11 protein-coding genes and 2 pseudogenes are annotated in these 13,692 nt (G+C 51.5%); 7 read left to right on the top strand and 6 right to left on the bottom strand.

The window, feature by feature from the left end; translation table 11 throughout:
* Positions 1 to 6: 6 nt before the first annotated feature.
* Complete coding sequence (locus ABEA66_RS30245) at positions 7 to 2,295, bottom strand: helix-turn-helix domain-containing protein (protein WP_345593472.1); 2,289 nt, start codon at positions 2,293 to 2,295, stop codon at positions 7 to 9.
* A 344-nt stretch (positions 2,296 to 2,639) separates the two neighbouring features.
* On the opposite strand from ABEA66_RS30245, the gene ABEA66_RS30240 reads away from it, so the two are divergent.
* The 6 genes from ABEA66_RS30240 to ABEA66_RS30215 all read left to right on the top strand — a co-directional run bounded on the left by ABEA66_RS30240 (position 2,640) and on the right by ABEA66_RS30215 (position 10,829).
* Entirely contained in the window at positions 2,640 to 4,178 is a 1,539-nt protein-coding gene (locus ABEA66_RS30240) for an extracellular solute-binding protein (RefSeq protein ID WP_345593469.1), read from the top strand.
* Between the two features lie 85 nt (positions 4,179 to 4,263).
* On the top strand, positions 4,264 to 5,232 hold the full coding sequence (locus ABEA66_RS30235) for an ABC transporter permease (protein WP_345593467.1): 969 nt from the start codon (positions 4,264 to 4,266) through the stop codon (positions 5,230 to 5,232).
* A 30-nt stretch (positions 5,233 to 5,262) separates the two neighbouring features.
* Positions 5,263 to 6,129, top strand: a complete 867-nt coding sequence (locus ABEA66_RS30230) for a carbohydrate ABC transporter permease (protein WP_345593465.1) — start codon at positions 5,263 to 5,265, stop codon at positions 6,127 to 6,129.
* A 63-nt stretch (positions 6,130 to 6,192) separates the two neighbouring features.
* Positions 6,193 to 7,299, top strand: a complete 1,107-nt coding sequence (locus ABEA66_RS30225; protein ID WP_345593463.1) for a glycoside hydrolase family 88 protein — start codon at positions 6,193 to 6,195, stop codon at positions 7,297 to 7,299.
* Position 7,300: 1 nt separating this feature from the next.
* Entirely contained in the window at positions 7,301 to 9,004 is a 1,704-nt protein-coding gene (locus ABEA66_RS30220; protein ID WP_345593461.1) for a hypothetical protein, read from the top strand.
* A 241-nt stretch (positions 9,005 to 9,245) separates the two neighbouring features.
* The gene (locus ABEA66_RS30215; protein ID WP_345593459.1) at positions 9,246 to 10,829 is read left to right on the top strand and encodes a DUF5050 domain-containing protein; all 1,584 of its coding nucleotides are present in this window, start codon (positions 9,246 to 9,248) and stop codon (positions 10,827 to 10,829) included.
* 52 nt (positions 10,830 to 10,881) lie between these two features.
* Here the strand turns inward: ABEA66_RS30215 and ABEA66_RS30210 are convergent, their stop codons facing one another.
* From ABEA66_RS30210 to ABEA66_RS30205, 3 genes and pseudogenes are all read right to left on the bottom strand, one after another.
* Positions 10,882 to 11,595: an alpha/beta fold hydrolase gene (locus ABEA66_RS30210; RefSeq protein WP_345593457.1), complete on the bottom strand. Its 714-nt coding sequence runs from the start codon at positions 11,593 to 11,595 to the stop codon at positions 10,882 to 10,884.
* Positions 11,592 to 11,711, bottom strand: a complete 120-nt coding sequence (locus ABEA66_RS36450) for an alpha/beta fold hydrolase (protein ID WP_377740837.1) — start codon at positions 11,709 to 11,711, stop codon at positions 11,592 to 11,594. The genes ABEA66_RS30210 and ABEA66_RS36450 overlap by 4 nt, the downstream gene beginning before the upstream one ends.
* Before the next feature lie 273 nt (positions 11,712 to 11,984).
* Positions 11,985 to 12,131: pseudogene (locus ABEA66_RS30205) on the bottom strand (EamA family transporter); the annotation flags it as partial.
* Between ABEA66_RS30205 and ABEA66_RS30200 the strand changes: the two are divergent.
* Positions 12,128 to 12,421 (top strand): annotated as a pseudogene (locus tag ABEA66_RS30200) (helix-turn-helix transcriptional regulator); the annotation flags it as partial. The pseudogenes ABEA66_RS30205 and ABEA66_RS30200 sit on opposite strands and share 4 nt — an antisense overlap.
* A gap of 124 nt (positions 12,422 to 12,545) precedes the next feature.
* Here ABEA66_RS30200 and ABEA66_RS30195 read toward each other — a convergent pair.
* Both ABEA66_RS30195 and ABEA66_RS30190 read right to left on the bottom strand, forming a co-directional pair.
* On the bottom strand, positions 12,546 to 13,088 hold the full coding sequence (locus tag ABEA66_RS30195; protein ID WP_345593456.1) for a hypothetical protein: 543 nt from the start codon (positions 13,086 to 13,088) through the stop codon (positions 12,546 to 12,548).
* Positions 13,089 to 13,291: 203 nt separating this feature from the next.
* On the bottom strand, positions 13,292 to 13,654 hold the full coding sequence (locus ABEA66_RS30190; protein ID WP_079914518.1) for a winged helix-turn-helix transcriptional regulator: 363 nt from the start codon (positions 13,652 to 13,654) through the stop codon (positions 13,292 to 13,294).
* Between the last annotated feature and the right edge of the window lie 38 nt (positions 13,655 to 13,692).

Genomic DNA, 13,692 nt, shown 5'->3' with positions numbered 1-13,692 from the left:
AACCTTTCAACTATAAGCCTTCCGATAATGTCCCGGAGGGACGCCGACCGCCTTCTTGAACGTCCGGGAGAAGTTCTGCGCATTGCTGTACTGCAAGCGGGAGGCGATTTCCTCGACGCTCATTTCCGTCTCCAGGAGCCATCTTTGCGCCTTTCCAATCCGGCTTTGCAGCAAGAATTCGGAGAAGGTTGTGTCGTGAACCTCCTTTAGCGCCTGCTTGCCGATGGAAGCAGGGAGGTTCAGTGCCTTGCAGCAGCTCTCCAGACGCAGATCCTCTTCATTGTGCTCCTCAATGTAAGCGGCGAGCTGCCGGGCGACGTTCTGCATGTGCTCCATATGCTCATCCGACAACCCGGCAATGAGCCGGTCGATTGCTTGTATTTTCAGCCAGCTGCTCCATTCCTCCAATGTAGCAAGCTCCATAAGCTCGGCCATGACAGGCTCCGCCATAGGCTTGCGGAGGGAGCTTCCGACGGTGCGATGGATAGAGAACACCATTTCGGCCAGCTGGCTTTGAAGCCACTGATAGCTGATGGTGCGAATACCCTGCAGAGAACCGAGTGAGTCCACATACCGGTAAGCCAGCTCGCGGTCCATGGAACGGATGGCATAGATCAAATCGTTCTCCAGTTCACGGAACGAGATCGGGAGAGGCTGCTGCTGTCCATCGGTTCCATCCGGTTGGAATTCGGCAATAGGAATGACCTCGTTCGTACCTGCCACGAGCTTATGCTTCAATGCCTCCTCGGCTTCCTGTGCGGATACGCTCAGGTAGGCAAACTCTTTGCGGACGCGGCTGACGCCGATCGATACGGTAAACGGAAAGTACTGCTTAATAAAATCGCGAACCGTCGATGCCGATCTCAGGATCATGGAATAGGCTTCCTCGGATGCCGGTTCCTCCAGAGTAATCAGAGTGAGAAAGCGCCCGTCGCCATGGGCGGACACGACCCCTTGTCCCTGGGAATCGATTGCCTCCTGAATCACCATGGACAGCCCGTAGCGGAAGTAATATAGATCGGCTTCCGAATAAATCTCCGCCATGCTTTTATATTGGTCGATTTCAACGCAATAGCAGCCATAGTTTCCGGTTAACAGCGGAATGTGATACCGCCGGCACTTCTCCAGATCTTCCTCCGACCGGAGTCCTTTTTGCAGCATATTGCGGATATAAGCTTCCCGGATTTCCGGCGTCAGCTCCCTGACCTGCTCTTTGAGCTCATCGCGGGTTTCCTTGATGCGCTGCATTTTATCATAGATTTGGCGAAATTCGTCCAACGGCGCCGAGGCTTCGGCAGAGAAAGCCTGTTTTCCGGGAAGCGTCTTGTCCGTCAGCCCTTTATCCCCTTTTCCCGGAGTGGAATCCTCCAGCAAGGACACGATGTCGCTCCATCCCCGCCACAGCCGGTTCGTAGAGAAAATAATAACGAAGATGGCCAACCCCAGCAGGATACCCGCCAGTATGAAAATGCCGTTTCGAATACCGTTCATTTTCATAAACAGCTCGGATGCAGGAATGGCGAACCCGAATACCCATCCCTTGTAGGAAGGAGGCAGGTAAGAGATAAAGACCTCCTCGGACCCCGGCATGCCTTTCATAATAATAGGAACGATCTCCCTCTCGAGCCGTTCAGAGCTTAGATCACCACGGTACTGCAATAAGCTCCCATGCTCATCAAGAATGAAGTAAGTGCCCTTGGATTCATTATGAGCTCCAAGGATATGATCGAAAAATTTCTGATTCAAATGAACAATAATGTAAAAAGCTTTGGAGCTTTGAAATATCGGCAGCTTCCGGACATATACGGTTGTCGGTGTCTGTTTGACCGTCATGCTGAAAAAGGCTTGGCTGCTTTCAAGACGCTCGAACCTGTCTATGACCTGAGCATAATCATCCTGAAAGGTGGAAACTTGATGATTGGTGCTGTATAGTCTGTGCGTGCCAAGCCGGTACAGGGCAATATTATCTACATCCTCCAGAGAGGTTTGCATGCGAAGCATCGTTTCAAGCAAGGACAATAGTTCCAGGTTATTTTCTTCCGTCTTGGGGGAAGCGAGTGACTCGAGTGCCGGGAGCTTTTCGAATTGCAGGACGGCTTGGTCAATTTGCTTGAAGTAGCCTTCGACCTGATCCTGCATGCGCAGCAAAGAAACCCGGTAGGCGCTCTGGACCTCCTGAGTCAAAGTATTCGTAGCGATGCGGTATACGGTGAATCCCATGACCGCAATGCTGAGGGAGGTCAACAGCAGCATGAGAATGAGAGTCTGAGCTTTCTTGGAGCGCTGCAGCCGCATGATGTCTCCCCTTTCTATTGCCAGTAAAAGCTGGGCGTCTCAGGATCGGTTCTCATAAAATATACCCGTTTGATTATAGCATGGAAAGTGTCAATTCAGGCAAAAGGCGAATTTGCTCATAATGATAAGTCGCCGCAAAAACCCGCATTCCTGCTGGGTTTTGAAGACGAGACGTTTGGTCAATGTGCGAGAATAGGGCATTTTGCAGCAAATGATCGTTGCTGTGAATCCGTGAAGAAGGATAAAGTAATGACGAGGCAGGCCGGCCGAAAAATGCAAGGTCAAGCATCAATACCATGGGACATCAACGGGAATTGATAAAGAGGAAAAGGGGTACTTCATACATGACGTTAACCAACAGCATTTGGAAAAAGACGGCAAGCATAGTACTGGTAACCGCACTCGCGGCTGTTACGGCAGCTTGCGGCAATAGCGGTGCGAACGGGATGCAAGGCGCTCAGGACGGCTCCAAGGCACCAAGCGGATCTGTAAAATTGAAAGTGGCTTACGATTACGGAAACACGATTCCGAGCACGTCGGCGGAAAGCAATGAAGCTTTGAAATATTTGCAGGATAAGCTCGGCGTTCAATTCGAGTTCAATATCAACGCTTATGAAATATATAAAGAGAAAATCCGCGTGCAAATTGCCTCGGGAGACATTCCGGACGCATTCGCCTGGCGGACGATGGATGATTTTATCGTTGGTATGATTAAGGCTGGAGAAATCGTTCCGCTGGACGAATATATCGACAAGTATCCGAACCTGAAGAAGCAGAAGGACCTTTATATTACGAAGTATCAAAATAAAACATGGGCCATCACGAATGTGCGTAACCCTGTAGCGACTGGTGATGCACCGATGATTCGTCAAGACTGGCTGGATCATTTGGGCTTGCAGGCTCCCAAAACGATGGACGAGCTCTATAACGTAGCCAAAGCGTTCACATTCAATGATCCGGACAATAACGGCAAAAAGGACACCTACGGGATTCAAATCGGCTACGCTAACAATGCCTTCGTCGGGGCAAGCGGTCTGCAGGAGCCGTTCGGCATTCAGGATAAATGGGTGAAGCAGGACGGCAAGTACGTGCCGAATTTCGCGACCCCGGCTTTCAAGGAATACCTTGCCTGGATGAGCAAAGCATTCAAAGACGGCTTGATCGATCCGGATTTTGCGGTAACGGACGGCAGAATGGCGGAATCCAAGCTGGTCAGCAAAGGACAGGCCGGGATCTTCTTCCATTTCCTTTCCCGTATCAACGACTTTGAGGACAATGTCAAGAAAACGAATCCGTCCGCCAAGCTCGTTCCTTTCGAGCCGGTCAAAGGTCCGTCAGGCCAACAAGGCGCTACAGGTCGCGTAAATTACGGCGGGTTGTTCGTATCCAAAAATGCGGCTAAAGATCCTGCCAAAATGCAAAAGCTGATGGAATGGCTGGACTTTGGGGCCAGTCCGGAAGGTCAAAGCTTCAACGTATACGGCGCGGAAGGCATCCACTATACGAAGAAGGACGGCAAGAACGAAGTGAAAAGCGATCTGATCGCGCGCGATATGCCGGGAGCATTCCTGTGGACGCTGCCGCTGCAGCCAACCGAAGAAGTATTTATCAGCAAGAAGAACTCGGAAGAAGCGCAGAAAGCGATAGTCGGCGGCAACAAAATGCTGGAGAAATATTTGAAAATACCTACGCCCCTGGATTTCGCGTTTTCTCCGACCGGAGCGAAATACAGAGCGGAAGCCGACGCGTTTATCAATACCAACACGGTAAAAGTCATCATGGGCAATATCGACGTGAAGGATTGGGACGGTATCGTGAAGCAGTGGTATGACCGTTTTGAAGGAAACAAATGGGTTGAGGAAATTTCCGCAAGCGACAAATAAGTTCAAAATAAAGGAAAGCCAAGCGGGTACGTTTCTGCTCATCGGAACGTACCCGAGCTTTTCATAAGGAGCGTGAACTTCCATTATGGCAATGGGAACGGAAGCCGCGGCGATTCGCGGCAGTAAGCCGGCCGCCGCATCAGGCTCAAAGCGCGGCAAGCTGTGGAGAAAGCTGTGGACGGACCGGTACATGTATTTGCTTGCTCTGCCAGGCATGGCGTTTATTTTGCTTTTCGATTATGTGCCGATGTATGGCATCGTGCTGGCATTTCAGGACTATAACCCGTTTGCGGGAATTTTTCATAGCGATTGGGTGGGGTTTGCTCATTTTGAGAGATTGTTCAAGCATCCGGATTTCTGGATGGTATTGCGCAACACCTTGGTGATCAGCTTGCTGAACCTGGTATTGTTTTTCCCGACACCGATCGTGCTCGCGCTGCTGCTCAATGAAGTGCGGTCCGTCGTATTTCAGAAGGCGGTACAGACGATCATTTATTTGCCCCATTTCGTATCATGGGTCGTTATTTGTTCATTGACGATTACGTTGATGAATTCGGAGGGGATCGTTACCCAAATTGTTCATGCGCTGGGGTTTCCGAAGGTGCAGCTGCTGCTGGATACCCGCTTGTTCTGGGGCATGATTACCCTGCAAAGCATCTGGAAGGAAGCGGGGTGGGGGACGATTATTTTCCTGGCGGCCTTGGCCGGGATTAACCCGGAATTGTATGAAGCTGCGCGTGTAGACGGAGCGAACCGGTGGCATCAGATGAAGGCCATTACGATTCCGGCTCTAATGAACACCGTTGTTGTGCTGCTGCTGCTGCGGATCGGGCACATTATGAGCCTTTCCTTCGACCAGCTGTTTATTATGGGCAACCCGATGGTGAGCAGCGTATCCGAGGTGTTTGATACGTACGTGTTCAAAGCGGGCGTGCTGCAGGGCAATTTCAGCTTCGCGTCGGCGGTAGGGCTTTTTAAATCCGTGGTAGGACTTGTCCTTATTCTCGGTTCCAACTACGTAGCCAAGAAGACGAGCGATAACTATTTATTTTAACCAAAGCGTTCGGAAAGGAGAATCATTCACATGAAAATACAAAAAGGCATTTGGTTCGAGGCGGTCAATTACACGCTGCTCGGCCTGATGGCGCTGTTGATGGTATTTCCGTTCTGGAATGTGTTCGTGCTGTCCTTCTCCACGGCGCATTTGGTATACGAGGGCCAATTGCTGTTCTGGCCGAAGCAGTGGACGAGTATCGCCTACGATACGGTATTTCATAACCGGCAGTTCATCCAGACGTTCTATAATACGGTGTTTGTGACGGTTGCAGGAACCATTCTCAGCATGCTGTTAACCATCTCGCTTGCGTATCCGCTGTCCAAGAAACATGTGAAGGGCACTAGCGTGATGCTGTTCCTCGCTTTTTTTACGATGCTGTTTAACGGAGGCATTATCCCTTCGTACTTGCTGGTGAAAGAGCTGGGGATGCTGAATTCGCTGTGGTCGCTTATTATTCCCAGTGCCCTTAGCGTATTTAATCTGATGATTATGGTCAGCTTCTTCCGCTCCGTTCCGCAAGAGCTGGAGGAATCGGCCAAAATCGACGGAAGCAATGATATGGGAGTGCTGGCGAGAATCGTCATGCCGATTTCTTTGCCGGTTATCGCTACGCTGACTCTGTTCTATGCGGTATCCAAATGGAATATCTTCTTCCAGGCGGTCATGTACAACAGTGATGTCAGCAAAATGACGCTGCAGGTGCTGCTGCGCCAAATTCTCGTGCAAATGACAAGTGAAGCGGTCGATGCCGCCATGTCCGGAGATGCACCGAAAATCGGTGTCACCGTGAAGATGGCGATGATTATTATCGCTACGGTGCCGATTCTGCTTATTTATCCGTTCCTGCAAAAGTATTTCGCCAAGGGAGCGATGATCGGCTCGGTGAAGGGCTAGGCGCGTGGGTCTGCAAGATACACATCAAATATCGTCTGTGTAATGCAGCGAGGAGGAATATAGATGAACAGAGAGAAGCTCCTAGGCAAGGCGGAGCAGGTATACGAGTACATGGTGACCGCGCCCGAGAGCGACTGGCAGCGCAGCATGTACAATTGGGATTGGAAGCCGGGCGTAGGCCTGATCGCGGCGGTCAAATATTATGAGACAACCGGTCTTGAAACGGTGCGGGAATATTTGTGGCGCTGGATGCGGGAGAACCGCCACAAAGCTGCACAGCAGCGCGTGATCAACTCCACCGCGCCGTTCGCGGCGTTAACGGAGCTGCTGCGACAGGAACCGGAAGCGGCGGCGGAGTGGATGCCGCTTGTGCAGGAGCACGGCGACTGGATGATGAATGAGGCGCCCCGCACGAAGGAGGGCGGCTTCGAGCATACGGTGACCGAGGGCGTCGACTTCCCTGAGCAGCTGTGGGCGGATACGCTTGTCGTCGGCGCATTGTTCCTTGCCCGCCTCGCTTCTTTGACAGGAGACGCTGTCATGGCGAAGGAAGCCGTGAAGCAGGTGCTCGTCCATCTCCAACTGTTACAGGATGAGACGATGGGCGTGCTGTTCCATGGCTTTGACGGGGTCAATCGCAACCACATGTCGGCAGCCCGATGGGGCCGTGCTAATGCTTGGGTCGCTTTCGGCGTCCCCGAGATTGTTGCTCATGTCAAGCATTTAGCTGAGATTCCGGCCGAGGTGTACGAGCGTTATACGGCTCTGCTGCGGGGTTTAGTCCGATACCAGACAGCCAACGGCATGTGGCATACCGTCCTTGACCGGCCGGACTTCTATTTGGAAACCTCGGCCGCCGCCGGCATTGCTTATGGCTTCCAGCTGGTAGAAGATTCCGCCCTGCAAGCGGAGCTTCGTCAAGCGGTCGAGAAGGCAGCTGAAGCGGTTATGATCCATGTCGACGTATACGGGGCCGTACATGGCGTCTCCGGCGGAACGCCGGTCATGCCGACGGTGGAGGCGTATAACGAAGTGAAAATAACACCGACGCCTTACGGCCAAGCGCTGGCGCTTATGCTGATCTGTGAGCTGCTGGAAGGAAGGGATCGTGGGTTGGGCTTGAAGCACAGCTCTTCCTCTATTAATGGAATCACCGGAAGGAGTCGATAGAATGATCTCAACGGAATTAACCAGGCAGAAGCTGCTGCAGTGGCTGGAGCACAACGAGGCCAATTATAATCCGGAGCTGCAGCTGCTGAGGCAGCCCTTCAGCAGTCCGGGTTATCATACGACCCTTCGGGATGTGCCGTATGTGCACCCTACGCGCGAATCGCTCTCTTATGCGGTGACGCTGCTAGGCAGCGGCATTCCCCGCTATCAGGAGCGGGGATGCGCCATTGTGGAGAAGGTCCTATCGCTGCAGGATACGGATCCCAGCCGCCCGACCCATGGCATTTGGTCGTGGTTTTACGAGGAGCCCTTGGACCGGATGGCGCCCCCTGATTGGAACTGGGCCGATTTCTGCGGGAAGCAGCTCGTTCTTGCCGCCATGCACTACCAAGATATCATGTCGTCCGGCTTAAAGTCCCGTCTGCGTGATGCGATCTTCCGGGCATGCCAGGCGATCATCGCAAGGAATGTAAGGCCGGGCTACACGAACATTTCCATTATGGGGTCGTTCGTAACGCTGCTAGCCGGCGAGGTATACGATTATCCTCCCTACCGCGACTATGGTCTTCAGCGTCTCACGGAGTTTCATGCCCATACTAAGCGTCTCGGCACCTTCGAGGAGTATAACAGTCCCACCTATACAACGGTTGCGATTGCCGAGCTGTCGAGCCTCTACACACGAACGAAGAATGAAGCCGCCCGGCAGTTGACGGAGGAGCTGCTTGAGGTGGGATGGCGCATGGTAGCGGAGCATTTCCACGTGCCCACGAAGCAGTGGGCGGGTCCGCATAGCCGCAGCTACGATAAGCTGCTGGCGCCGAAGTTTCTAACCTTTTTGCAGCTGGGCTTGGAGGGGGAAGTACGCTTTCTTCCCGATGAGGACTTGATCTTCGAGCCGAACTGGTATGACAGCGGATTGTGCTGTCCCGATAAGCTACGTCGTTACTTTATCGAGCCGCATCATGAGCATTTACGCCAGCGTATTTATGAGAACACGGGTAAGAGAATTCAGAAGCATGCTACGCTGTTCATGAATGAAGCCTATGCATTAGGCACGATAGATAAAGAAATTATGTGGAATCAGCGGCGCAATTTATTAGCTTATATGAAGCATGGCGGGGAAACCGCCTATATGCAGCTGCAATGTCTTCATGATGGCTATGACTATGCGGCGGCAATCATCACCTCCCGGCAAAATGAGGGAGATGTCCTGTATGGAATCGGCTTCAGCACCAATGGAGGGGATACTCACAGCAGCCTGGACCGAATCAAGGGATGGGTCAAAGCGCAGGACCTGCGGATTCGCCTGGAATTCGGGGGATGCCTGGATACGATAGAAGTCAAGGTACAGGAGGAGAGAAGGGTACGGGTTGTGCTTGGGGAGCATACGATTTGCGTGCAGAACCTATTGGCCGAATTTCAGTCAGACTCATCCAAGACGGGCTGGGAATGGCAGATTCAGGACGGACGTCTGCATCTTGATTACATCCTTTACAGCGGACCGGAGCATGTATTCAACTTTACCGACATGGAGCAGGCGGGCCTGCTGTTCGCATTGAGTTTAGGCGACCGTGAGAAATGGCTTCAGGTGGAAGTGACCGAGCAAGAACAGTACTGGACAGCCCGGTGCACCGATGGAAGCCCATCATTGAAACTAGCTATGCGCCGCAAGCCGGCCACCGTCGATGAGCTGCTGTCCCAATAATCGATTGCACAAGCATCCGCCGAAGGGCGGGTGTTTTTTTGCGTCCGAGCCGATCCAGTCGCCTGGGATAAGATCCCTTCTTTCCCGAACTTTATTTTCCGAGTTACAATGGAGGGAACGAAGGTAAGGAGGGAACTGACATTGAACATCCAAATTATCGGCGGTTCGGGTGGTAAAATGAGGAACAGTAACTTTTAATCACGACCTGCGTTTAAATCAACAGAGAGGAGATGACGTTGTGATGAGGCCAAAATGGGTGGGCTATACGATCCTATTTACATTGTGCATGAGCTTGTTGGCGCCTGCGGGGCATAGTCGGGCGGCTGATGCGAGCGTGAGGGTCACGCTGCCGGATTTTACAGTGAATTTGAACGGTCATACGGTGGAAAATCAGTACCGTGAATACCCGCTGCTGGTTTATCGCGATATCACGTATGTGCCGATGACGTGGTATGATTCAAGATTGCTCGGTTTGGAGGCGACTTGGTCGCCGAACGACGGCTTGAACATTAAGCAGAGCCGTGTGGCCTCTTCGTACGCGCCTTATCAGTCCGATCGCCGCAACGCGGCCGCGTATACGGCAGAGGTTCCCGCATCGGCCGTCACGATCAACGGCAAGACGATCGACAATTCCAAAGAGGAATATCCCTTGTTAAGCTTCCGGGATGTGACGTATTTTCCATTGACCTGGCGCTTTGCGCATGACGAATTCGGATGGGATTACCGTTGGGACAACAGAAGCGGCCTTAGCATCTTATCCCATAATCCGCAGCTGCAAACGATCGGCCTTCCTGCCGATGCCGGGGAGAACGATGTTGCCCTTTACAAAGGCTATATTTATTTTGTCGAGACGACAGGCACGACGAATCACATATACCGGGCTCCCTTGCAGCAGCCGTCAGCCAAGGAAGAGCTCTATTCCTATAGCATCCAAACCTCACAAGGACTGCAAAAGCAAGTGTCCTTTCAAATCCGTGACAATGCCCTTTGGCTTACCTACCACCTCGGGGGAGGAATAATGGGTCACGATGAGTTCGTGAAAATCAGTGACGACGGGAAAGCGGAGCTGGTACACCAAGGCTACCTCGATTTCCGCGAGACGCCGTTGGGAACATTAGTCATGAATTTGGGCGCTTCAGCGTTTGAGGGCGGCAATCTCTATTTGTCGCAGCCGGGCGAGGAAAAGACGAGCGGTAAACGTGTAGGTGACGCGGATCTGATGTATGCGGTTATGTCAGACGGTACCTCGTTAGGAGCTCCGCGTGACGCAGCTTCCCTCCTTGCTGTCCATGGAGAGGATGTGTTCGTGCTTGCTTCCCGCAGCAGCTCTGACACCAATAAACTCTATAAAATCAACTTGAAGACGAATAAGACTGAGAAGATCATCGACTTCGGTGTCAGCCGATTCTGGATCATCGATAACAAGCTGTACTATGTAAAAGACGAGGACGGCAGGCTATACTCATCGGCGCTGGATGGTACGGGCGAGACGAGCCTGTCAGACCATGCGGTGTCGTGGTTTGACAGCATCGGCGGCAACGTCTTCTATACAATCAAGAAGGACGCGAACCGCTTCGAGCTGTACCAGGCTGATCCGAACGGGGAAGACCCGCGCGTATGGACGACGCCAGTTGCTGGTGTTCAAGTGCTGAATGATCGACTCGTTTGCAGGTTTGGCGAACAGGAGGACTACGGCATCGTACTGCTGGACAGCTCAGGCCGTTTGCTGCTGAGCGTGGCAGATCCGATCTCTCGTGTACTCACGTCCGACGAGGGGATTTTGCTCCAGGATTCAAGGGATTCCTCGATAGAACTCATTCGTTGAAAGGGAAACGGATGTCTCAGCAAAAGGGCTGCCGAATGGCAGCCCTAGTTTGCTAGGACTGCCTCTCTAGCGCAAAGGACCAAAGATCGCTATTTAAGCGTTCCATATGGGTGATGTAGAGTCCATGAGGACCGTTCTCATATACGATAAAGCGATTATGGGGCAGAAGCTGCGCAGCTATCATCCCGGATATCTCTACGGGAAAAGAGCGGTCGCTATCCCCGTGAATGATGAGGGAGGGCAGCGATATTTCCCGTAACTCAGCGCGAAAATCCGTCTCGATGAGCGCTTGATTGCAATCGAGAATCGCTTTGTGCGATGTTCGGAACATATCCGATTTCGTCCAATCAGTCAATTCGGGAGAAACCGAGCAGCCCGGCAGCCCTTCGCCGAAGTAGGGAGCTGCATTCTCTTGCACCCACCGGGGGAAGTCCCTTCTCCATTCGGATCGAGTCATCTCCACCGTGGTTCTATCGAATCCCATTGGGTTATCCTCTGTCTTCAACGGGCAGGGCAATGCGGTTCCTATAAATACGCAGCGGCTAACACGTTCGCTTCCGTAGCGTGTCAAATACCGAACCAGCTCTCCACCGCCCATAGAGTGGGCAACAAGCATCACATCGTGAAGATCCAAGTGTTCTAGGAGTGAAGATAGATCATCAGCGAGGGTATCGTAGATATAGCCCTGCCCCGGATCGTCCGATCGCCCATGCCCCCGTCTGTCATACGCAATGCATCGAAGGCCCTGAGTGCTTAAATCTATCATCTGATAGTTCCACATTTCGGAGCTGAGCCCCATCCGCTAATAAACACGACAGGCTTGCCGGAACCCCAATCCTTGTAATAAAGCCGCGTCGAATCTTTAGTTTCCACATATGGCATAACGAAAACCTCCCAAGCATTAATGGGTGAAATGATGAACTTGCAAGTTTCCAACGGACAACGGTTGAAACCATGTAAGCTGGCTCGATGGTGTTGTTTGTTATATCCAAAGTGTACCTTTCCCGCCATGAAGCAACAATCACGAGATTCCGATGCAATCGATCGGTTTGAGTAATGATCTTAATAGGCTGCAATCAAGGTAGAACAAAAGCGGCCGAAAGATCGACTGCTTGTACATGAAAAATGATAAGTTTTGATGTAAGAATGGAGCAGCTAACGGTTTGATGAAGCTCCCCTGTTAAAAGTCAAGATAAGCATCATAGCCATGATCCATTGAAACCAGCCAAAGGAATCTTTCAACCAAAAGACGGTTGTTACTACAGCTGCTAGTGGCTCTAAGCTTCCCAAAAGAGCGGATTCATCTGCATTTTGCCGAGAGGATAAGTTTAGAGGAGATGGCGAGGGCCGAACAATTGAGCAGGTCCGAATGCTGCCGGTATTTCAAACGGTTTCTAAAGACGGCGCTTTTGAATTATGTGATGGAATACTGCATTCAAAAAAGCCTGATTTTACTGCAGCAGCCCGAGAACAATATCACGGATGCTGCTTACCAGGTAGGATTCAATAGTACAAGCTACTTCATCCATCAATTCAGAAAATCAATGCACATGACACCGTTAGCATATAAAAAGCAGAAAAGTACAAATTGATTTCAGAAATCGATAAGTGGGGGGCGCAGCACGAATCAGCAAAGTGAAACCAGACCGGTTTTTAGGCCGGTTTCACTGTGTGATGTGTGATCTCACCAGATCCTTTAATGCCGTCTCGTCCATTCTATTCACTGACAGCCTCTAGCTCGAGCATACGCAGCAGCTCTCGAATAGCAGGAGCAAGCTGATCATTACTGTTCATTATGGCGATGAAAACGGGGGCTGCCTCTTTCAGCAATACATAACTGAAATAATAATAGCTGAAAAAGGGCTTTTTCTCATATCCCGGCGGCTCCTCTTCCTCCCAACTTAATTCGTCTTCTTCATCATTCTCCGGCCATAAGTATTTTTCGTCCAGCAGTTCGTTCATCGTCTCAACCGTATCTTGTGAGCTCATGTGATCCACGGTAATAGCTGAAGCAACAGCCAAGTAGAGCTCTATTTCCTCCGGTGAGACCTTCTCCGGATCCTGTTTTACCAGCTCCTGTAGAAGCATAAGCAATACCCAGGGCGTCGTCTGCCATAAGGTGCTTTGATGCTCGATCAAATTGGCCAGTTCCTCATATTGCCTGGTTTCCAGGAGCTGTGGTATGTCCGTTCCTCTTCCATAGGCGGTCGTCAGGCGATGCCATGGAATGCTGCTAACCGTTCGAACTAAAGAATTCATCTCCGTTTCCTCCTTCTGCCTAATGTATGTGCGCCTATATCATTCGTGCTCTATGCGGCAGCTTCCTACTTGACAAGGAGAGCTTCCAGTCTACTGTGATCTTGTCCTTTGAAGGAAACGGCGGCACACCCAAAAACGCACTGCTGCTCTTGCTGACAATGCGTTTTGGTGTACTCTTGATTGAATCATACCTTCGTTCCGATTCACATTACCCGATCTGCCTCTTGATCCCTCTCGTTCGTCTTGTTCCGTAGAGATGCGCCATGCTCTTGGGTCCACGTCCACATCGCTTCAAAAATCGGCTGCAGCGCCTTACCGCTCTCGGTAAGGTCATATTCGACGTGCAGCGGGACGCCTGGATAAAGGGTGCGCGTGACGATTCCTTTTTCCTCCAGCAGCCGCAAGCGATCGGTCAAGGTTTTAGGACTAATCGGCTGCAGTTTACGGCGCAGCTCACCAAATCGCTGATTCCCGTTGAACAGCTCAAATAGGAGAAGAAGCATCCATTTGCTATCCAAGATTTCCAGGATAGGTTCTACCGTACCAGGACAGGATCGATCCATCATTATGATCACTCCGTAGTTTATTTTTTGAAACTATTGCA

It is taken from the genome of Paenibacillus vulneris, assembly GCF_039543185.1.
Lineage (GTDB): Bacteria > Bacillota > Bacilli > Paenibacillales > NBRC-103111 > Paenibacillus_S > Paenibacillus_S vulneris.
The sequence above is the reverse complement of the archived record's forward strand: the minus strand, read 5'-3'. Positions and strand labels throughout refer to the sequence as shown.